Below are 19,407 nucleotides of genomic sequence, written 5' to 3' on the forward strand. Positions count from 1 at the left end.
CAAATGCTTGTTTTTAAAGGACTTAACAGAGGTTAAACTGTTGGCACGACGGCTGCTTTGTCTGTTCTATCGAAGAACATTCGGAGCTACACCCATGAACACCACCCTTTTGCTTGCAAATGCAATTGCTCTTGCGGTTTTGGTGAGCTTCCAGTTTGTGCCCGAGCATGCAACACAGAAGCCATTGGCCCAGCGCATGCCGCATTACTTGCAGGTACAAAAAGCACCCCAACTGGCGGTGCTGAACGATCAGGACACCTCTACCCCACAGGCCGTCAGTAACTCTGAGCAGGTGCGACCAGCACTGACCTCCGAACATCTGGTTTTTTGAAACATCTTCAGGAGTAAAACATGTCCAAGTCAGCTGCGGGATTTCTGATCCTCGCTCTATTGAGTGGCGCTGTGCATTTATCGCTGTTCGAGGGCGCTGAAATCACCCTGCCCCTGATTGGCTGCGCCATTTTTGCCACACTATTTGTGCTGGCGCTGGCTGCGGGAAGAAAGATCAAATTTGATCCGGTTTTACGCTGAGCCTGATCAGACGCAAAAGATCACTGACGGCCTCCGCCAGCTCCCCGGAATTATCAATGACATTTACCGGCTCATCACTTGACCGCCTATCCTTGAACAACACATTGCGATCCAGTCTTGCGTCAATTTGCTCAAGCGTTTCTCGACCACGCTTGAGCAGACGCTCTCGCAACACCTCATCCCGAACTGTCAGCAAGACTGGCAGCAGCGCTGGATAGCGCTGCATTGCTTGACGCAGATTGGCCCGCGAACCATTGACCAATACATGCCGTCCAGCATTCAGCCATTGATCCATTTCCACTGGAATCCCGTAGGCGAGACCATTGGCACGCCAGGCCAATGAAAATTCGCCGACGCGCTCACGCCGCTCAAACTCATCCGGTGTCACCCCAACAGCATCCTCCCCCACCGATTCGGCAGATCGCGTGATCACCCGACGCATCACCTCACAGTTCAATGCACGTAAGGGGGCTCGCGCAGCCTCGATCAAACTGTCCTTGCCTGACCCGGACGGCCCCATCAAGTAAATTAGCTTGCCATCCATCCTGAAAACGCCCTCCAGCAGGTGTATGCCACTAGTAAATCGGCAATTTGCCACTATCCTGTACAGGTAAGGAACAAGGATGCAGAACCCGCATAGCATGCACGTTCTGATGCCCTCGGACATCAATTGATGTGCAGCAGGAAGCGGACAAGGATGCGGACAGAGGTGAAGATTTCTAACCAGTCCGCATTTCTGATAATTGGTGCTGGCATTACGCCTTTACCCAGCTCAATATTTGTCACAGAATTGACGCCAATGATCTGGCAATTTTGAGGCATGATGCGGGCCTCTTAACAATTCAGGTTGAACCATTTGGCGCGGATGCTTGTCCTACCACACATCCTGCGGCCAATCCCGAGAACCGCTCCCCTGAACTAACCGGTTAAATATATGCGCCCATTGAAACAGGCAATTTATTCCAGCCGTACGGCTGACAAGTTCGTCGTACGTCTGCCAGACGGAATGCGTGAACGCATTGCCGAGGTGGCTCGCAATCATCATCGCAGCATGAACTCCGAGATCATTGCGCGCCTTGAGCAGAGTCTTATTCAGGAAGGTGCACTGGGCGAAGAGCTGAGCATGCGCCTGGACAGCCCGGAGCTGTCGTTGCACGAGCGCGAGCTGTTGCAACGTTTCCGCCAGCTGTCTCACCGTCAGCAGAACGCCTTGGTGTCCTTGATTGCCCATGACGCCGAAATGGCAGCAGACGCGTCCTGAGCCATAACGAACATCTCAAGCCAGCATAATTGCTGGCTTTTTTTTGCGCGGATTTTGAGTTTTCCCAGGCAAAAAAAAGCCCGCCAGATAGGCGGGCTGTTTCGCTGTAGCTGATCAGAGCAGGAATATTGTCGCCAGCCCGAGGAAGATGAAGAAACCTCCGCTGTCGGTCATCGCAGTAATCATCACGCTAGCCCCCATCGCAGGGTCTCGCCCCATCTTCGCCAAGGTCATAGGGATAAGTACCCCCATCAATGCAGCCAGCAACAGGTTGAGTGTCATTGCCGCGGTCATCACCACACCCAACGACCAACTTCCGTAAAGAAGATAAGCAACGACACCAATCACACCGCCCCAGACAAGGCCATTGATCAAGCCTACGGCCAATTCCTTGCGCATCAGGCGCGAAGTATTGCCGGTGCTTACCTGATCGAGCGCCATGGCGCGAACGATCATGGTGATCGTCTGGTTACCGGAATTGCCGCCAATGCCCGCCACGATCGGCATCAGTGCAGCGAGCGCCACCAGTTTCTCGATCGAGCCCTCGAACAGACCGATCACCCGCGATGCAACAAACGCAGTGATCAAGTTGATCGCCAGCCATGCCCAACGGTTACGAAGCGACTTCCAGACCGACGCGAAGATGTCTTCCTCCTCACGCAGACCCGCCATGTTGAGGACTTCGTTCTCGCTTTCTTCACGAATCAGGTCGACCATTTCATCGATGGTCAGACGACCGATCAACTTGCCGTTCTTGTCGACGACCGGAGCCGAGATCAAGTCGTAACGCTCGAACGCCTGCGCGGCGTCGTAGGCATCTTCGTCCGGGTGAAAGCTCACCGGGTCGCTGGCCATCACCTCGGCTACTTGTTTGTCAGGATCATTAACCAAAAGGCGCTTGATCGGCAGCACACCTTTGAGCACACCGTCGTAATCGACCACGAACAGTTTATCGGTATGGCCGGGAAGCTCTTTAAGGCGACGCAGATAGCGCAGAACGACTTCGAGACTGACATCCTCACGGATAGTCACCATCTCGAAGTCCATCAGCGCACCAACCTGCTCCTCGTCGTAGGACAAGGCCGAACGCACGCGCTCACGCTGCTGATTATCCAGGCTCTCCATCAGCTCATGGACGACGTCTCGCGGCAGCTCGGAAGCCAGGTCAGCAAGTTCGTCTGCATCCATGTCCTTGGCGGCGGCCAGGAGCTCGTGATCGTCCATGTCGGCGATCAGCGTTTCACGAACGGAGTCGGATACTTCGAGAAGAATGTCGCCGTCGCGATCAGCCTTGACCAATTGCCAAAGCGTCAGACGGTCGTCCAGCGGCAAGGCTTCAAGGATATAGGCGACGTCGGCGGAGTGCAGATCATCGAGCTTGCGTTGCAGCTCGACGAGATTTTGCCGGTGAACCAGATTTTCGACGCGATCGTGATGCGCGCCTTCCTGGCGATGAGTCAGGTCTTCAACGACCCGTTGACGCTGCAGCAGCTCGACGACCTGAGCCAGGCGATCCTGCAGGCTTTCTTGCGTTTTCTTTACTTCGATTTCAGACATAGGCGAACTCCACTCCCAGCAGCGGGGCACGCCGGAAGAATCAATCAGTCAATTCATGATTGGTGAAACGGGGTACTGAGTAACTACTGGGTAAGTCCATGGAATTTTTCCATAAGCCCCGGCGGGGCTGACGGGCGCAATGATACACCGCATGACGGTTTAAAACGTTAAAAAATCGCGGGCGAAACAAGCGCTTGCGAAACAAACCTGAGCACTGTCCTGATCCTTGCTATGCGACGACTCATTCTGAAAAGAAAACACACCGACACTGAAAAATGTAGCGACTACCCTTGAGCATAGATCGTCATGGAGGACGTCGAATGCCCTTGAAAACATCTCACCTTGTACTCGCCAGCCTGCTTTGCGTGCCGCCTGGCGGAGCCGCCCTCACACTGCATCGTTGCGAAGCCGATGATGGCAGCATCACCTTCACCTCGATGAGTTGTGCGCACGGCGAGCGGCGCTCAGCACAGGAAGTTCACCCCTATTCCCCCGGATCAGTCGTGGCGGTGATGCCGGAACACAACCATGAGAAAATATCCGGGATGACAACAAAAACTCGAGCACTGGGGATTGTTGGTCACGCTGAAGACAGATGCGGAAACCTGATTGACGCCAGGCAACGTCGCGAAGCGATCATCAATCGCCGTGTCATTGCCGGCATGAGCCAACAAGATGTCGAGAGCGCGCTAGGTAAACCGGACAAGGTAAATATCCGAACATCGACGACGAGCTATCGATACGACCTCAAGCGAGGACGTTCGGCTCAAATTGATTTTGACGAACGAGGATGCGTGAAAGCAAAAGCCAAATCCCGGACAGCAAAAAGCCCGCGTTAAACGCGGGCTTTTTGGTATATGGTGCACTCGACAGGATTCGAACCTGTGACCGCTCGGTTCGTAGCCGAGTACTCTATCCAGCTGAGCTACGAGTGCATTTGTGTTTTTAGACCAGACCACAACTGGCTGAAACCAAGTTATTCACATTGCTGCAACTAACTCTTAAATGGTGCACTCGACAGGATTCGAACCTGTGACCGCTCGGTTCGTAGCCGAGTACTCTATCCAGCTGAGCTACGAGTGCATTTGTGTTTGTTAGACCAGATCACACCTGGTTGAAGCCGAGTCACTTACATTGCTGTAACTGACTCTTAAATGGTGCACTCGACAGGATTCGAACCTGTGACCGCTCGGTTCGTAGCCGAGTACTCTATCCAGCTGAGCTACGAGTGCATTTGTTGCGCCGCATTATAGCCCGTCTAATCTCTATTCCAACCACTTTTTCTATTAATTTCAACAACTTACAGAAAAAGCCAGATTACAACGTACTAAGCAAATAATGGCGGAGAACGGGGGATTCGAACCCCCGACACCCTTTTGAGGTGTACTCCCTTAGCAGGGGAGCGCCTTCGGCCACTCGGCCAGCTCTCCGCAACACGGGGCGTATCTTAACCAACCTTTTCCCCGTTTGCAAACATAAAAATCGATAAAAATTAATGGCTTGGTTCTTCGTCCTTCTCTTTCTTTATACGCAGGTAAATTTCCTCACGGTGCACGGCAACCTCTTTCGGGGCGTTGACGCCGATACGCACTTGGTTTCCTTTAACGCCGAGCACGGTCACGGTGATTTCGCCATCACCGATAATCAGGCTTTCTGCGCACCGACGAGTCAGAATCAGCATACCTTTCTCCTTACGCAATTCAGTTCAGGGACAACAGTCTGCAAAAAAAAGGCACCCGACCTACAACCGGAGCGATCGTAGCCCTACATGCCTGAGTATTGACCAGCGCGAGCAAAAGAACAGTTCAGGGCTCGCGCCATTCAAAAAATAAAGGGCGCGGTCAGACCGCGCCCTTCAAGAAACGGAATTACTCGCCCTGACGGGCCGGAGCATCCAGTTCGAAAGCCGTGTGCAGGGCGCGCACGGCCAGTTCCAGGTACTTCTCTTCAATCACCACGGAAACCTTGATTTCCGAGGTCGAGATCATCTGGATGTTGATGCTTTCTTTCGCCAGGGATTCGAACATGCGGCTGGCCACACCTGCGTGAGAACGCATGCCGACGCCGACGATCGAAACCTTGGCAATCTTGGTGTCGCCAACCACTTCACGGGCACCGATCTCGCGAGCGGTGTTTTCCAGCACGGTCTGTGCGGCCTGGTAGTCGTTGCGGTGCACGGTGAAGGTGAAGTCGGTGGTGTTATCGTGCGCGACGTTCTGCACGATCATGTCGACTTCGATGTTCGCGGCACTAATCGGGCCGAGAATCTTGAACGCCACGCCCGGGGTGTCTGGCACGCCACGGATGGTCAGCTTGGCTTCATCGCGGTTGAAAGCGATGCCGGAAATGATCGGCTGTTCCATGGTTTCCTCTTCATCAATAGTAATGAGGGTGCCCGGACCCTCCTTGAAGCTGTGCAGTACGCGCAGCGGAACGTTGTACTTGCCGGCGAATTCCACCGCACGGATCTGCAACACCTTGGAACCGAGGCTGGCCATTTCCAGCATCTCTTCAAAGGTAATCTTGTCGAGACGTTGAGCGACTGGCACAACACGTGGATCGGTGGTGTAAACACCGTCAACGTCGGTGTAGATCTGGCACTCGTCAGCCTTCAACGCGGCAGCCAGTGCCACACCGGTGGTGTCGGAACCGCCACGACCGAGAGTGGTGATGTTGCCGTGCTCGTCGACGCCCTGGAAACCGGCGACAACGACAACGCGACCGGCTTTCAGATCACCACGAATCTTCTGGTCATCAATCTGCAAGATACGCGCTTTATTGTGCGCACTGTCCGTCAGGATCCGCACCTGATTACCGGTGTACGACACCGCCGGCACGCCGCGCTTGATCAGCGCCATGGCCAACAGGGCAATCGTCACCTGCTCACCAGTGGAAACGATCACATCCAGCTCACGCGGAACCGGTTGAGTGTCGCCACTGATTTGTTTGGCCAGATCGATCAGACGGTTGGTTTCGCCGCTCATTGCAGACAGCACAACCACCAGGTCATCGCCGGCATCGCGGAATTTCTTAACCTTGTCGGCGACCTGCTCGATTCTCTCGACGGTACCGACCGAGGTGCCTCCAAATTTCTGTACGATCAAAGCCATTTCAAAGCCGCCTCTGCCCATGAAGGGCGCCCAATAATCACTCGAACAGCCGCCGGACCCGCCACTAGACTGCGGGCCGGGCGGACTGCCTTATAAACCCTGCTCGACGAATGGAACGGTCAGCGCCAAAGCACCATCCAGTGCGCCGGCGTCGACACCGCCGCCCTGCGCCATGTCCGGACGACCACCGCCCTTCCCGCCCACTGCCGCAGCAGCCTGCTTCATCAAATCACCGGCTTTGAGTTGGCCAGTCAGGTCCTTGGTTACGCCTGCAACCAGTACGACCTTTTCCTCATGGACACTGCCGAGCAGGATCACTGCGCGGCCGAGTTTGTTTTTCAGCTGATCAACCAGCGCCAGCAGCGCCTTGCCGTCCTGACCATCCAGACGTGCGGCCAGAACCTTCACACCCTTGACGTCCACTGCCGAGTTCGACAGATCGTCGCCCGCGGCACTGGCAGCCTTGGCCTGTAACTGCTCTAGCTGTTTCTCCAGTTGGCGGTTGCGCTCCAGCACAGCCGACAGCTTGTCGATCAGGTTGTCGCGGCTGCCCTTGACCAGGCTGGCCGCTTCCTTGAGTTGTTCTTCTGCCGCGTTCAAGTAAGCCAGTGCTGCAGCACCAGTGACTGCTTCGATACGACGCACGCCTGATGCCACACCGCCTTCGCTGATGATTTTCAGCAGGCCGATATCGCCGGTACGGTTGGCGTGGATACCGCCACACAGTTCGACGGAGAAATCGCCGCCCATGCTCAGCACGCGCACGTTGTCGCCATACTTCTCGCCGAACAGCGCCATGGCGCCTTTGTTCTTCGCGGTTTCGATGTCGGTTTCTTCGGTTTCAACCGCGGAGTTCTTACGGATCTCCGCGTTGACGATATCTTCCAGCGCTTTGATCTGTTCCGGCTTGATCGCTTCAAAGTGACTGAAGTCGAAACGCAGACGCTGGCTATCCACCAACGAACCTTTCTGCTGAACGTGCTCGCCCAAGACCTGACGCAATGCAGCGTGCAGCAAGTGCGTGGCCGAGTGGTTCAGCGAAGTGGCGTGACGCACTTCGGCGTCGACGTGAGTTTCCACCGGAGCGCCAATGGTCAGGCTGCCCGAATCCAGCACGCCGTGGTGCAGGAATGCGCCGCCGGTCTTGGTGGTGTCACGTACGTCGAAACGCGCGTTACCTGCCTGCAGGAAACCGCAGTCGCCGATCTGGCCGCCGGATTCAGCGTAGAACGGCGTCTGATTCAGAACGATCACCGCCTCTTCGCCTTCATTCAAGACGTCGACCGACTGGCCATCTTTATAGATAGCGACAATTTTTGCCGAACCGCTGGTGTCTTTGTAGCCGGTGAACTCGGTGGCGACATCAACCTTGACCAGGGTGTTGTAATCCAGACCGAACGAGCTGGCCGAACGCGCACGAACACGCTGGGCTTCCATCTCACGCTCGAAACCGGCTTCGTCGACCGTCAGGCTGCGCTCACGGGCGATGTCGGCGGTCAGGTCCATCGGGAAACCGTAGGTGTCGTAGAGTTTGAACACCACGTCGCCCGGCACCACGGTGCCTTTGAGTTCCAGCAGATCCTGCTCAAGGATCTTCAGGCCGTGCTCCAGCGTTTTGGAGAACTGCTCCTCCTCAGCCTTGAGCACACGTTCGATGTTGCTCTGCTGCTTTTTCAGTTCCGGGAACGCTTCGCCCATCTCGGCGACCAGCGCCGCGACGATCTTGTAGAAGAAGCTGCCGGTGGCGCCCAGTTTGTTACCGTGACGGCAGGCGCGACGGATGATCCGGCGCAGCACATAACCGCGACCTTCGTTGGACGGCAGCACGCCGTCAGCAATCAGGAAGCCGCACGAACGGATATGGTCGGAAACAACCTTGAGCGACGACTGATCGCCATTTTCGCAACCGATGGCTTCAGCCGAGGCCTTCAGCAGGTTCTTGAACAGGTCAATGTCGTAGTTGGAGTTGACGTGCTGCATCACCGCACTGATCCGCTCCAGGCCCATGCCGGTGTCGACCGACGGCGCTGGCAACGGATGCAACACGCCATCGGCGGTGCGGTTGAACTGCATGAACACGTTGTTCCAGATCTCGATGTAACGGTCGCCGTCTTCTTCCGGCGAGCCCGGTGGGCCGCCCCAGATGTGGTCGCCGTGATCGTAGAAAATCTCGGTGCATGGGCCGCACGGGCCGGTATCGCCCATGGTCCAGAAGTTGTCGGAGGCGTAAGGCGCGCCTTTGTTGTCGCCGATGCGAATCATGCGCTCGACCGGCACACCGATTTCTTTGGTCCAGATGTCATACGCTTCGTCGTCGGAGGCGTAGACAGTGACCCAGAGTTTTTCCTTCGGCAGTTTCAGAACGCCGGTCAGGAAGGTCCAGGCAAAGGTAATCGCGTCGTGCTTGAAATAGTCGCCGAAGCTGAAATTACCGAGCATTTCGAAAAATGTGTGGTGACGAGCGGTATAACCGACGTTTTCCAGGTCGCTGTTCTTGCCACCGGCACGCACGCATTTCTGGCTGCTGGTCGCGCGGGTGTACGCACGTTTTTCCTGGCCCAGGAAGCAGTCCTTGAACTGGTTCATCCCCGCGTTAGTGAACAGCAGGGTTGGGTCGTTGCCCGGAATCAAAGAGCTGGAGGCTACACGGGTGTGGCCTTGCTCTTCGAAGAAGCGAAGGAAGGCTTCACGGATTTCTGCGCTTTTCATTAGGTTCTTCCACGGAGGCTGCGGCCAAAGGCCTGTTCGAAACGTCAACAGACGAAGCGACGGCAAAGGGCCGCATTATATCGGCCCTGCGCGCGGGGTACAGCGTGTTTATACGATAGAAACGGTCAATTGGACGGCTAACGCTGTCACTTGCGCGAAAACTCGACGAATGTCGCGATCACTTGCTCGATTTGCGAGCGATTGACGTCCATGTGCGTGACCATGCGCAGACGCGCGGCAGCGCTCAACTTGATCCCGCGCTCGGCGGCAAAGGCCTTGATCGCTTCAGCTTTTTCACCCATTTGCACATAAACCATGTTGGTTTGCACCGGTTCGACGATGAAACCTGCTTCACGCAAGCCCTCGGCCAGTAACTGTGCGTTGGCATGGTCGTCTGCCAGGCGATCAACATTGTGGTCCAGCGCATACAGCCCCGCCGCTGCCAGCAGCCCAGCCTGACGCATGCCGCCGCCGACCATTTTGCGCAAGCGACGGGCCTTGCCGATCAACTGCTCAGAGCCACACAGCACTGAGCCCACCGGCGCGCCAAGGCCTTTGGACAGGCACACTGACACCGAATCAAAGTACTGAGTGATTTCCCGGGCATCGACGCCCAGCTTGACTGCCGCGTTGTAAAGACGCGCGCCGTCGAGGTGCAACTGCAAGCCTTTGTCCTGAGTGAAGCAGCGGGCGCGGGCCAGATACTCCAGCGGCAGCACTTTGCCCTGCATGGTGTTTTCCAGCGCAAGCAAACGAGTCCGAGCGAAATGGAAGTCGTCAGGCTTGATCGCCGCCGCGACCTGATCCAGATCCAGCGAACCGTCGGCCTGCACTTCCAGCGGCTGCGGCTGGATCGAGCCCAGCACCGCCGCGCCACCGCCCTCGTATTTGTAGGTGTGCGCCTGCTGGCCAACGATGTATTCGTCGCCGCGCTCACAGTGCGCCATCAACCCCAGCAGGTTGCTCATGGTGCCCGTCGGTACGAACAACGCGGCAGCAAAACCCAGTCGCTTGGCCAGTTCGGCCTCGAGACGATTGACCGTCGGATCTTCGCCGTAAACGTCATCACCGGTGTCCGCTGCGGTCATCGCATCGAGCATGGCGGGAGTCGGTTGGGTGACGGTGTCGCTGCGAAGATCGATAACGCTCATGAACCTGGCCTCTAATCAGCAGGGGAAATCCCTTTACGAAGTTGAATTACTGCGGTCATCGCTCGGATTAATCAACCCTTGCGCAAGGAAAAGTCGTTTCGAACCGCCAGAAAATTCGATGGCAATCATCAGAAAGGCGCAATGCACACAGCCACAATCTGTGTTAAAAACGCTGCGCCGCCCGAGAAAGGGCGGCAAAAACGTTCTCAGGGCGGGGTGCAATTCCCCACCGGCGGTAATTGCGCGCAATGCGCATAGCCCGCGAGCGCTTGGCGACGAACACAGCTTCGGTTGTGCGCGATGGCAAGGTCAGCAGACCCGGTGTGATTCCGGGGCCGACGGTCATAGTCCGGATGAAGAGAGAACGGGATTAACGCCAAAGGGCCGTCCGCGCGATGTTGTGCGTGTGCGCACCCTTGAATCCCTTTCGATTCATAACGCCCTGTTTTTCACACAAACAGGAGTCAGAACATGCAACCCACCGCTATCGACAGCAAAAGCAAACACCCTCACGGCGAGCGCGTCGCGTTCATTCAGGCCTGCTGGCACAAGGAAATCGTCGACCAGAGCCGTAAAGGCTTCGTCGCCGAAATGCTTGCCTTGGGTTATCAGGAATCGGACATCGACATCTTCGAAGTCGGCGGCGCTTTTGAAATGCCTCTGCACGCCAAGTTGCTGGCCAAGACCGGTCGTTATGCCGGCATCGTCGCCGCAGCCCTGGTCGTGGACGGCGGCATCTACCGTCACGAGTTCGTCGCTCAGTCGGTGGTCAGCGGCCTGATGCAAGTGCAGTTGGAAACTGAAGTGCCGGTGTTCTCGGTATCCCTGACGCCGCATCACTTCCATGCCGGTGACGAGCATCAGAAGTTCTTCTTCGAGCACTTTGTACACAAGGGCCAGGAAGCGGCGCGGACTTGCGCCGATACGCTGCGCAAGGTTCGCGCACTGCGCCGCACCGAGCCGCATGCTGTAGCGGTGTAAACACGATGAGTGAGATCTCTGGTCTCACTCATTCCCCTGTGGGAGCGAGCTTGCTCGCGAAAGCGGATTGACAGCCAACTTAAATGTTGAATGCCCGATTGCATTCGCGAGCAAGCTCGCTCCCACAGTGGTTCTGTGTAGACCTTGCGATTGAGGTCAGGCGAGGTTTTCGTCGGTGGTCGGGACGATCAGGATGCCCGCGCGCAAGCCGTTCTTGACCTTGGGATTGGGAAAGATGATGCGTGCTCCCTCTTCCTCAATGACCCAACGGGTATTGGCCAGATCTTCGGCCAACACATAGCCCATCTCCAACTCTGAAAAGTTTTCGATGTCCTGCGGCAGGTTCAGACGGAATGCATCGCTGTGTTTGATGATTTCCCGGGCGACGCTGAACAGCTGCAAACCGTCCAGCCCCTGCTCCGCCATCTCCGGCTCGTTGCCTTCAATGATCTGTTGCAGACGGGTTTCCAGCAGCGACACATTGACCCCGTCGTTCTGCCCGAACGGCCGCGCCTTGCCCAGTTCCAGCGTGAAAGCCTCGGCACCGAGCTTGTCGTAGGTGTACGAGCTGAAGACGATCGACGGTTTGTTCTGCAACAGCACCGCTTCCATTCCGGCAGCGCGCAGACGTGCCAGCTCCAGACGCGAATGCTGACGACCTTCCTTCCACGGATACAGCGCGAACTGCTCGATCTTCGAACCGCGAATCGCCGTGTGCAGGTCATAGTGCAGACGCTGGCGATCCGGCAGGCTGAAGAAACTCGCCGCCAGACGTTCCAGCTCACAGGCACGCAGCGCTTCGCTGCCACTGCTTTGTTCATGACGGCCGTTGAACAGCCGATTGACGTCCTGCTCGACGAAACGCTCGCCCTTGCGAATCGCTTCCGGGTTGCCGAACAGGAACAGAATGCGTGCGCGCGGCTTCAGATCGCCGCGGGCGATGTCGTGCAGCAGCCGGTCAAGCAACTCGATCGGCGCTGTTTCGTTGCCGTGAATACCTGCCGACAGCAGCAGGTCCAGGCCATTGTCGCGCGCTTCGGGTGGCCGCACTTCCAGCGCACCTTCGCTCAACCAGCGCATACGCACGCCTTCGACAGTCAGTTGAGTCTTCTCCGCCGGTTCACGGCCGGCGAGGGTCAGTTCAAGCAGTTTGCCGAGGGCGAGCATAGAGCGGTTTCCTTAGTGATCGTGGTTGCAATCCGGGCCGTGCACGTGGTCTTCGTCGTCGCCGACGTCAGCCGGTTCCATTTCCAGTTGCAGACTTACCAGATTAGTCGCCAATGGGCGCAGCAGCAGGTTGGCATACTCGGCGTCACCTTCTTCAACGTCCACGCCGATCAGCAGTTGGCCACGGCCGTCCTGCTGGATCCACAGCTCTTTGCCTTGCCACATGACCGCGACGCGGGTGCACGAGGTTTGCAGTTGCGTGCCGTCGGTGTCTTCAAGGATCAACTGCAGGGAATCGCTCATGTTTTTACTCTCTTGGGGAGACAAGCCGCGCGCCGCGTTCAGGCGACGCGCCGGCCATCAATTGATCTGGAATGGATAAACCGCGCCCAGTTTAAGGATTTGCGTCAGTTCATCCAGTGCCGTCCGGCATTCAAGCAGCAATTGCGGATCCGCCAGATCGGTTTCGCTCAGGCGGTCGCGGTAGTGCTTTTCAACCCATGCGGTCAACGAACCGTACAACGGTGGCGTCATGATAACCCCTGGGTTGACCGCCGCCAGTTCGGTTTCGTTAAGCGCGACGCGCAGTCGCAGGCACGCCGGGCCACCACCGTTCTGCATGCTTTGCTTGAGATCGAAGACTTTCACTTCGCGGATCAGGCCGCCGGAGCTGGTCAGCTCTTGCAGGTAAGTCCAGACGCGCTCGTTGGCCTGGCACTCTTGCGGCACGATCAGCAGCATCGAACCGTCAGGACGCGAGAGCAACTGGCTGTTGAACAGGTAGGAACGCACCGCATCATCCACGGTGACTGCCGAACGCGGCACACACACGGACTGGAAGTTGCCGCCGACTTTGGCGAGCTTGCTTTGCAGTTCGGCCAGCATCTGATCGGTGTCGAGGAACGCGTCCTCGTGATAGAACAGCACTTCACCGTTACCGACGGCGATCACGTCGTTGTGGAACACGCCTTGATCGATCACGTTCGGGTTCTGCTGCGCGTAAACCACGCCTTCGTCACGCAGACCGTGCAGACGCGCAACGGCTTGCGAGGCTTCGAGGGTCTGGCGCGCCGGATATTTCTGCGGCGCCGGGTAGCGATTGTCGAAGGCACTGCGACCGAATACGAAAAACTCGACGCCCGCTTCGCCATATTCGCGGCAGAAACGTGTGTGGTTGGCCGCACCTTCGTCGCCGAACTGCGCCACTGCCGGCAACGCGGCGTGATGGGCGAAGTGCTGCTGATTGGCGAACATCGCGCCGAGCACGCGGCTGGTGGTCGGGTGCTCGATGCTGCGGTGGTATTTGCAGTTGAGGTTGGCTGCGGTGAAATGCACCCGACCGTCTGCGGTGTCGGCACTCGGGCTGACAGTCGCGGCGTTAGCCACCCACATGCTCGACGCGGAACAACTGGCGACCAGCAGAGGCATCGCCTCTTTGGCGGCACGCTCGATCACTTGCGCGTCGGTACCGCTGAAGCCCAGACGGCGCAGAGCGGCCACGTCCGGACGCTCCTGCGGTGCGAGCACGCCTTGCTGAAAGCCCATTTCCATCAGCGCTTTCATCTTCGCCAGACCTTGCAAGGCCGCTTCCTTCGGGTTCGAAGACTGCTGGCTGTTGCTCTGGGAAGCAACGTTACCGTAGGACAGACCACCGTAGTTATGGGTCGGCCCCACTAGACCGTCAAAATTGACTTCATAGGATTTCATCAGCGAGGCTCCACGAGAATCTGTTGTTATAGGCTTCAGTAACTATTCTTTTAGACCGAGGCGCGGCCTTCGCGAGCAAGCTCGCTCCCACAGGATTTATGTTGAACACAAAATGTGTGAACACCACTGAATCTGTGGGAGCGAGCCTGCTCGCGAATGGGCATCACGCCATTTTCACGCCAGGCGTCAGGGCAGCAGGCAACACCAGGCTTGGGGTTTCCAGCGAGGCCACCGGGTACGCGCAGTAATCCGCCGCGTAATAGGCGCTGGCGCGGTGGTTGCCCGAAGCGCCGACACCACCAAACGGCGCGCTGCTCGCAGCGCCGGTCAGCTGCTTGTTCCAGTTGACGATACCGGCGCGGCTTTCCAGCCAGAACTGCTGATAACGCGCTTCAGAATCCGACAACAGACCTGCGGCCAGGCCGTAAGCAGTGTCGTTGGCTTCAGCGATCGCCGCTTCGAAATCGGTGTAGCGGATTACTTGCAGCAACGGGCCGAACAGTTCTTCGTCCGGGCGATCGGCAACCGCCGTCACGTCAACAATGCCCGGCGTCAGCAACGCCGCTTGCGCCTGCGGCTGAGTCATTTCAAGCAGCGATACTGCGCCGTTGGCCAGCAGATGTGCTTGAGCGTCCATCAGTGCTTTCGCCGCGCCAAGGGAAATCACCGAGCCCATGAACGGCGCCGGCTGCTGGTCGAACGCGCCGACTTCAATGGTCGCGCTGACCTCAACCAGACGCTTGAGCAGGCTGTCGCCCCAGGCGCCTTGCGGCACCAACAACCGGCGTGCACAAGTGCAACGCTGACCGGCAGAGATGAACGCCGACTGAATGATCGTGTAAACCGCCGCATCCAGATCCGCGACCTGATCCACCACCAGCGGGTTATTGCCGCCCATTTCCAGCGCCAGAATCTTGTCCGGACGCCCGGCGAATTGCTGGTGCAGATGATTGCCGGTACGGCTCGAACCGGTGAAGAACAGACCGTCGATGCCCGGGTTCGCCGCCAGTGCGATGCCGGTTTCGCGAGCGCCTTGCAGCAGGTTCAAAACGCCTGCCGGCAGACCGGCTTCGATCCAGCACTTGACCGTCAGCTCGGCGACTTTCGGCGTCAGTTCGCTTGGCTTGAACAGCACGCTGTTACCCGCCAGCAACGCCGGAACGATGTGACCGTTCGGCAAGTGCCCAGGGAAGTTGTAAGGACCAAACACCGCAACCACACCGTGCGGCTTATGACGCAACACGGCAGTCGCGTCGCCCAACGGGCCGCTCTTCTCGCCGGTACGTTCGCGGTAGCTCTGCACCGAGATCGCAATCTTGTTGACCATGCTGGTTACTTCGGTCGCCGATTCCCACAATGGTTTGCCGGTCTCCTCACCGATGGTGCGAGCCAGTTCGTCTGCGTGGTTTTTCAGCGCGGCGGCGAACGCTTCAAGCACAGCGATGCGCTCGTCGAGCGTACGACGCGCCCAACCCGGGAACGCCTGACGCGCAGCCTGCACAGCCGATTCAACCTGAGCAGTCGTGGCGCCCTCCCCCGACCACAGCACTTGCTGGGTCACCGGGTTCAGCGATTGAAAGGCTTCGCCCTGACCGGCCAGCCACTCACCTGCGATGTATAGCGAATTCATTATTTCGACTCCCGTGCAGCGGACAACGCCACGGCGCGCACTTGATCGCCAGCGTTGAGTTGAAGACGTTTGGCGGTCTGCGGATCGACCACCAGAGTGCCGGCAGCCAGACGCGCCGGCGCAGCAGTGATGCGGCAATCTTCGCGCTTGCGGTTATGGATGATGAACGGCGTCGCGTCTTCGCCCGGCGTGCCAACGGCGAGCACCAGCGCTTCACTGTCACGCACTGCGCGGATCTTGCCGGTTTCGCATTCGATGGCCGGACCTGCGTCGAAGATGTCGACGTAACCCTGGTAGCTGAAACCTTCGCTCTTGAGCATCGCCAAGGCGGGCTCGGTGTCCGGGTGCACCTGACCGATGACGTTACGTGCGCCTTCGGAGAGGAAGCAGGTGTACAGCGGGAATTTCGGCATCAGCTCAGCAATGAACGCCTTGTTGCCGACACCGGTCAGGTAATCGGCCTGGCTGAATTCCATCTTGAAGAAGTGACGACCGAGACTTTCCCAGAACGGCGAACGGCCGGCGTCATCGGACACACCGCGCATTTCGGCGATGATCTTGTTGCCGAACAATTCAGGGAATTCCGCGATGAACAGCATCCGCGCCTTCGACAGCATGCGACCGTTCAGACCGTTGCGGTAATCGGCGTGCAGGAACAGCGAGCACAGCTCGGAATTGCCGGTCAGATCGTTGGCCAGAAACAGCGTCGGGATCTCGCGATAGATGTTCAGCTCTTGCGAAGCGCTGACGGTCAGACCGACACGGAAGTTGTACCACGGCTCACGCAGACCAACGGCGCCAGCAATGGCGGAAATCCCTACCACGCGGCCATCGTCGTCTTCGAGCACGAACAGGTAGTCCGCGTCGCCACGGCCAGCTTCGCCGCGAAAGGTCTTCTCGGCCCAGCCGACCCGGTGGGCCAGACGTTCTTCATTGGCCGGCAACGTGGTCAGGCCGGTGCCGGTGCTGCGGGCCAGGTCGATCAGAGCGGATAAATCGCTGCTGCGTACGGGACGAACAATCATGCTATCTCCTCAAACGGGCCGCCTTCGCCACCCGTAAAACTCGCTAAGGCGTTAAACCGCCACCAGGCGCACGCTGGCACCTTCACCGACGCCCAGGGCTTCGGCCGCTTCCAGATCCAGAGTCACCGGTTTGCCCGGTGCGTAATCCAGCTCCAGCAACACCGCGCGGTAATCCTGCAACTGCGCGTTAGCCACCAGATACTGACGCCCGGCACCTTTCACCGGCTCGCCGATCTTCACCGGCACCACGCGGCTCTGAGCGATCGAACGGATCCCCGACACACGTGCATGCAGGGTCGGGCCACCGTCGAAAATGTCGATGTAGTGATCGGTCTCGAAGCCTTCGCGCATCAGGATGTCGAAGGTGATCTGCGCACGCGGGTGCACCTGGCCCATCGCCTCTTGGGCGGAATCCGGCAGCAGCGGTACGTAGATCGGGTAATGCGGCATCAGCTCGGCAAGGAACGTACGGCTTTTCAGCCCGCACAGGCGTTCGGCTTCGGCGTAATTGAGATCGAAGAAATTGCGACCGATGGCATCCCAGAATGGCGAGTCGCCGTTCTCATCGCTGTAACCGACGATCTCGGTCACCACCGAATCGGCGAAACGCTCAGGGTGGCTGGCGACGAACAGCAGACGGCCACGGGAGTTGAGCTCGGACCACGGCGAACCGACCAGCTCGCGCTGCACGTAGAAACTGGTCAGCAAGCTGTTGCCAGTCAGGTCGTGGCACTGCGAAAGCACGTGGATCTTGTTGTGGATCTTCAGCTCACGGGAGGCATGCACGAACGTCTCGTTGCGGAAGCTGTAGAACGGCTCCGAGTAGCCCGCCGAAGCAACAATCGCCGAGCAGCCGACCAGCTTGCCGGTGGCGGTGTCTTCGAGGACGAAGAAATAGCTTTCCTCACCGTTGAAGCTCACTTCGGCAGCAAACGAGGTTTCGCTCGCGGCGATCTTGTCGCTCAGACGTTCCACGTCATCCGGCAAGGAAGTGACACCAATCGGGCTGTCCGCAGCCAGACGCTGTACCTCGCCCAGATCAGCCATTTGCGCGGGGCGCATCACCAGCATGGTGTCACTCCTTTCTCTTATAAATTCACAGAAAAAAACACCGGACACTGTGGGAGCGAGCTTGCTCGCGAAAGCGGTGTATCAGTCAGCATAGATGGCGACTGAAACTCCCTCTTCGCGAGCAAGCTCGCTCCCACAATGAATCTCACCGGCATCAAAAATTGGGTTCGACGCCTGAAAACTCCAGGCGCCGAAGGGTCTATCAGGCTTGCGTCAATGCAGCAGCCGCGCGCTCGAAACGATCCAGACCGGCATCGATATCAGCGTCTTCCACCACCAGGCTCGGGGCAAAACGAATCACGTCCGGGCCGGCTTGCAGAATCATCAGGCCTTCTTTTTCAGCGGCGTTGAAGATATCTTTGGCCTTGCCTTTCCAGGCATCGCTCAGCACGCAACCGATCAGCAGGCCGAGGCCACGCACCTGAGTGAACAGGCCGTATTTCTCGCCGATCTGCTCAAGGCGCGCCTTGAACTTGTCGTGCTTGGCGTTCACGCCGTTCAGCACTTCAGGGGTGTTGATCACATCGATCACCGCTTCAGCGACCGCACACGCCAGCGGGTTGCCGCCGTAGGTGGTGCCGTGAGTGCCGACGACCAGATGTTTGGCCAGCGCTTCGGTGGTCAGCATCGCCGCAATCGGGAAACCGCCGCCCAGGCTCTTGGCGCTGGTCAGGATGTCCGGGGTCACGCCGTAATGCTGGTAAGCGAACAGCTTGCCGCTGCGGCCCATGCCGGTCTGCACTTCGTCGAACACCAGCAGCGCGTTGTTCGCGTCGCACAGTTCGCGGGCACCTTGCAGGTAAGCCAGTTCGGCCGGCAGTACGCCGCCCTCGCCCTGAATCGGTTCCAGCACGACCGCGCAGGTCTTGTCGGAAACCGCAGCTTTCAGCGCGGCCAGGTCGTTGTAAGGCACGTGGGTGATGCCGGTGATTTTCGGGCCGAAACCGTCGGAGTACTTCGACTGGCCACCGACGTTGACGGTGAACAGGGTACGACCGTGGAAGCTGTTCAGCGCCGCAATGATTTCGTACTTCTCAGTGCCGAAACGGTCGAACGCAACGCGACGGGCCAGCTTGAACGCGGCCTCGTTGGCTTCAGCGCCCGAGTTGCAGAAGAACACGCGCTCGGCGAACGTGGCATCGATCAGCTTGTGCGCCAGGCGCAGGGCTGGTTCGTTGGTGAACACGTTGGACACGTGCCACAGCTTGTTCGCCTGTTCGGTCAGTGCACCGACCAGCGCCGGGTGCGCATGGCCCAATACGTTAACGGCAATCCCGCCGGCGAAGTCGATCAGCTCGCGGCCGGCCTGATCCCAGACGCGGGAACCGGCGCCACGCACCGGAATGAAAGCGGCAGGCGCGTAGTTGGGAACCATTACCTGGTCGAAATCGGCGCGTTGTACCGCAGCGTGCTCAACGGACATCGGAGTCTCCTGAAGAGGAACACTCGCCTGAAACTGGCGAGCTTGGTGAGGATTGTAAGGACAGTTTTCAGCCCGGCCTTGTCG

18 protein-coding genes, 4 tRNA genes and 1 riboswitch are annotated in these 19,407 nt (G+C 58.2%); of the genes, 5 read left to right on the forward strand and 17 right to left on the reverse strand.

Annotated elements, in window-relative coordinates; genetic code table 11:
• The first annotated feature begins 94 nt into the window (after window positions 1-94).
• Both CLU80_RS05750 and CLU80_RS05755 read left to right on the forward strand, forming a co-directional pair.
• Window positions 95-331 carry a hypothetical protein gene (locus CLU80_RS05750; RefSeq protein WP_093430377.1) on the forward strand — a complete coding sequence of 79 codons (237 nt, stop codon included), beginning with the start codon at window positions 95-97 and terminating at the stop codon, window positions 329-331.
• A 20-nt stretch (window positions 332-351) separates the two neighbouring features.
• Window positions 352-531 carry a PA3371 family protein gene (locus tag CLU80_RS05755; protein ID WP_099756945.1) on the forward strand — a complete coding sequence of 60 codons (180 nt, stop codon included), beginning with the start codon at window positions 352-354 and terminating at the stop codon, window positions 529-531.
• Here CLU80_RS05755 and phnN read toward each other — a convergent pair.
• Window positions 506-1,075 (reverse strand): phosphonate metabolism protein/1,5-bisphosphokinase (PRPP-forming) PhnN, encoded by a 570-nt coding sequence (gene phnN, locus CLU80_RS05760; RefSeq protein ID WP_099756946.1) that lies wholly within the window; start codon window positions 1,073-1,075, stop codon window positions 506-508. The genes CLU80_RS05755 and phnN overlap by 26 nt on opposite strands.
• Window positions 1,076-1,465: 390 nt before the next feature.
• Here phnN and CLU80_RS05765 point away from each other — a divergent pair, with 390 nt between their 5' ends.
• Window positions 1,466-1,792, forward strand: a complete 327-nt coding sequence (locus CLU80_RS05765; protein ID WP_003178899.1) for an Arc family DNA-binding protein — start codon at window positions 1,466-1,468, stop codon at window positions 1,790-1,792.
• Window positions 1,793-1,906: 114 nt separating this feature from the next.
• Here the strand turns inward: CLU80_RS05765 and mgtE are convergent, their stop codons facing one another.
• Entirely contained in the window at window positions 1,907-3,349 is a 1,443-nt protein-coding gene (mgtE, locus tag CLU80_RS05770) for a magnesium transporter (RefSeq protein WP_007919330.1), read from the reverse strand.
• Window positions 3,350-3,669: 320 nt separating this feature from the next.
• Between mgtE and CLU80_RS05775 the strand changes: the two genes are divergently transcribed.
• Window positions 3,670-4,188: a cell envelope protein SmpA gene (locus CLU80_RS05775; RefSeq protein WP_099756947.1), complete on the forward strand. Its 519-nt coding sequence runs from the start codon at window positions 3,670-3,672 to the stop codon at window positions 4,186-4,188.
• A gap of 19 nt (window positions 4,189-4,207) precedes the next feature.
• Here CLU80_RS05775 and CLU80_RS05780 read toward each other — a convergent pair.
• The 8 genes from CLU80_RS05780 to ltaE all read right to left on the reverse strand — a co-directional run bounded on the left by CLU80_RS05780 (window position 4,208) and on the right by ltaE (window position 10,319).
• Window positions 4,208-4,284: transfer RNA gene (locus CLU80_RS05780), tRNA-Arg, on the reverse strand.
• Between the two features lie 71 nt (window positions 4,285-4,355).
• Window positions 4,356-4,432, reverse strand: a tRNA-Arg gene (locus CLU80_RS05785).
• A 72-nt stretch (window positions 4,433-4,504) separates the two neighbouring features.
• A tRNA-Arg gene (locus CLU80_RS05790) sits at window positions 4,505-4,581 on the reverse strand.
• A gap of 107 nt (window positions 4,582-4,688) precedes the next feature.
• Window positions 4,689-4,779 (reverse strand) — tRNA-Ser (locus CLU80_RS05795).
• Window positions 4,780-4,841: 62 nt separating this feature from the next.
• The gene (gene csrA, locus CLU80_RS05800; RefSeq protein ID WP_002554426.1) at window positions 4,842-5,030 is read right to left on the reverse strand and encodes a carbon storage regulator CsrA; all 189 of its coding nucleotides are present in this window, start codon (window positions 5,028-5,030) and stop codon (window positions 4,842-4,844) included.
• A gap of 187 nt (window positions 5,031-5,217) precedes the next feature.
• Window positions 5,218-6,459: an aspartate kinase gene (locus CLU80_RS05805; RefSeq protein ID WP_007919332.1), complete on the reverse strand. Its 1,242-nt coding sequence runs from the start codon at window positions 6,457-6,459 to the stop codon at window positions 5,218-5,220.
• Between the two features lie 90 nt (window positions 6,460-6,549).
• The gene (gene alaS / locus CLU80_RS05810) at window positions 6,550-9,168 is read right to left on the reverse strand and encodes an alanine--tRNA ligase (protein WP_095048115.1); all 2,619 of its coding nucleotides are present in this window, start codon (window positions 9,166-9,168) and stop codon (window positions 6,550-6,552) included.
• A gap of 146 nt (window positions 9,169-9,314) precedes the next feature.
• Complete coding sequence (gene ltaE, locus CLU80_RS05815) at window positions 9,315-10,319, reverse strand: low-specificity L-threonine aldolase (protein ID WP_099756948.1); 1,005 nt, start codon at window positions 10,317-10,319, stop codon at window positions 9,315-9,317.
• Between the two features lie 198 nt (window positions 10,320-10,517).
• Window positions 10,518-10,689: riboswitch (FMN riboswitch) on the forward strand.
• Window positions 10,690-10,790: 101 nt separating this feature from the next.
• Here ltaE and CLU80_RS05820 point away from each other — a divergent pair.
• Window positions 10,791-11,300, forward strand: coding sequence for a 6,7-dimethyl-8-ribityllumazine synthase (locus CLU80_RS05820; protein ID WP_093430389.1), 510 nt, complete (start codon window positions 10,791-10,793; stop codon window positions 11,298-11,300).
• Window positions 11,301-11,456: 156 nt separating this feature from the next.
• Here the strand turns inward: CLU80_RS05820 and astE are convergent, their stop codons facing one another.
• The 7 genes from astE to CLU80_RS05855 form a co-directional block, all read right to left on the reverse strand.
• Window positions 11,457-12,467, reverse strand: coding sequence for a succinylglutamate desuccinylase (astE, locus tag CLU80_RS05825; RefSeq protein ID WP_093430392.1), 1,011 nt, complete (start codon window positions 12,465-12,467; stop codon window positions 11,457-11,459).
• Between the two features lie 12 nt (window positions 12,468-12,479).
• Window positions 12,480-12,770, reverse strand: coding sequence for a hypothetical protein (locus tag CLU80_RS05830; RefSeq protein ID WP_016983958.1), 291 nt, complete (start codon window positions 12,768-12,770; stop codon window positions 12,480-12,482).
• Between the two features lie 57 nt (window positions 12,771-12,827).
• Window positions 12,828-14,174: an N-succinylarginine dihydrolase gene (gene astB, locus CLU80_RS05835; RefSeq protein ID WP_099756949.1), complete on the reverse strand. Its 1,347-nt coding sequence runs from the start codon at window positions 14,172-14,174 to the stop codon at window positions 12,828-12,830.
• 163 nt (window positions 14,175-14,337) lie between these two features.
• A complete protein-coding gene (gene astD, locus CLU80_RS05840; RefSeq protein WP_286079815.1) occupies window positions 14,338-15,807 on the reverse strand; it encodes a succinylglutamate-semialdehyde dehydrogenase in 1,470 nt (489 codons plus the stop codon).
• The gene (gene astA / locus CLU80_RS05845) at window positions 15,804-16,829 is read right to left on the reverse strand and encodes an arginine N-succinyltransferase (RefSeq protein ID WP_093430400.1); all 1,026 of its coding nucleotides are present in this window, start codon (window positions 16,827-16,829) and stop codon (window positions 15,804-15,806) included. Before astA ends, astD begins: the two co-directional genes overlap by 4 nt.
• Window positions 16,830-16,880: 51 nt before the next feature.
• Window positions 16,881-17,900 carry an arginine/ornithine succinyltransferase subunit alpha gene (gene aruF, locus CLU80_RS05850; RefSeq protein ID WP_099756951.1) on the reverse strand — a complete coding sequence of 340 codons (1,020 nt, stop codon included), beginning with the start codon at window positions 17,898-17,900 and terminating at the stop codon, window positions 16,881-16,883.
• Between the two features lie 202 nt (window positions 17,901-18,102).
• Window positions 18,103-19,323 carry an aspartate aminotransferase family protein gene (locus CLU80_RS05855; protein WP_008077923.1) on the reverse strand — a complete coding sequence of 407 codons (1,221 nt, stop codon included), beginning with the start codon at window positions 19,321-19,323 and terminating at the stop codon, window positions 18,103-18,105.
• Between the last annotated feature and the right edge of the window lie 84 nt (window positions 19,324-19,407).

Origin of the sequence: Pseudomonas sp. 29 (assembly GCF_002754355.1) — a bacterium.
Taxonomy (GTDB): Bacteria; Pseudomonadota; Gammaproteobacteria; order Pseudomonadales; family Pseudomonadaceae; genus Aquipseudomonas; species Aquipseudomonas neuropathica.

Bases quoted from the DNA above. Each gene is read 5' to 3' on its own strand.
- ltaE (WP_099756948.1), bottom strand. From the start codon at position 10,319: ATGAGCGTTATCGATCTTCGCAGCGACACCGTCACCCAACCGACTCCC.
- CLU80_RS05750 (WP_093430377.1), top strand. From the start codon at position 95: ATGAACACCACCCTTTTGCTTGCAAATGCAATTGCTCTTGCGGTTTTG.
- mgtE (WP_007919330.1), bottom strand. From the start codon at position 3,349: ATGTCTGAAATCGAAGTAAAGAAAACGCAAGAAAGCCTGCAGGATCGC.
- CLU80_RS05755 (WP_099756945.1), top strand. From the start codon at position 352: ATGTCCAAGTCAGCTGCGGGATTTCTGATCCTCGCTCTATTGAGTGGC.
- CLU80_RS05765 (WP_003178899.1), top strand. From the start codon at position 1,466: ATGCGCCCATTGAAACAGGCAATTTATTCCAGCCGTACGGCTGACAAG.
- phnN (WP_099756946.1), bottom strand. From the start codon at position 1,075: ATGGATGGCAAGCTAATTTACTTGATGGGGCCGTCCGGGTCAGGCAAG.
- csrA (WP_002554426.1), bottom strand. From the start codon at position 5,030: ATGCTGATTCTGACTCGTCGGTGCGCAGAAAGCCTGATTATCGGTGAT.
- CLU80_RS05820 (WP_093430389.1), top strand. From the start codon at position 10,791: ATGCAACCCACCGCTATCGACAGCAAAAGCAAACACCCTCACGGCGAG.
- astA (WP_093430400.1), bottom strand. From the start codon at position 16,829: ATGATTGTTCGTCCCGTACGCAGCAGCGATTTATCCGCTCTGATCGAC.
- alaS (WP_095048115.1), bottom strand. From the start codon at position 9,168: ATGAAAAGCGCAGAAATCCGTGAAGCCTTCCTTCGCTTCTTCGAAGAG.
- CLU80_RS05775 (WP_099756947.1), top strand. From the start codon at position 3,670: ATGCCCTTGAAAACATCTCACCTTGTACTCGCCAGCCTGCTTTGCGTG.
- CLU80_RS05805 (WP_007919332.1), bottom strand. From the start codon at position 6,459: ATGGCTTTGATCGTACAGAAATTTGGAGGCACCTCGGTCGGTACCGTC.
- astE (WP_093430392.1), bottom strand. From the start codon at position 12,467: ATGCTCGCCCTCGGCAAACTGCTTGAACTGACCCTCGCCGGCCGTGAA.
- CLU80_RS05830 (WP_016983958.1), bottom strand. From the start codon at position 12,770: ATGAGCGATTCCCTGCAGTTGATCCTTGAAGACACCGACGGCACGCAA.
- CLU80_RS05855 (WP_008077923.1), bottom strand. From the start codon at position 19,323: ATGTCCGTTGAGCACGCTGCGGTACAACGCGCCGATTTCGACCAGGTA.
- astB (WP_099756949.1), bottom strand. From the start codon at position 14,174: ATGAAATCCTATGAAGTCAATTTTGACGGTCTAGTGGGGCCGACCCAT.
- aruF (WP_099756951.1), bottom strand. From the start codon at position 17,900: ATGCTGGTGATGCGCCCCGCGCAAATGGCTGATCTGGGCGAGGTACAG.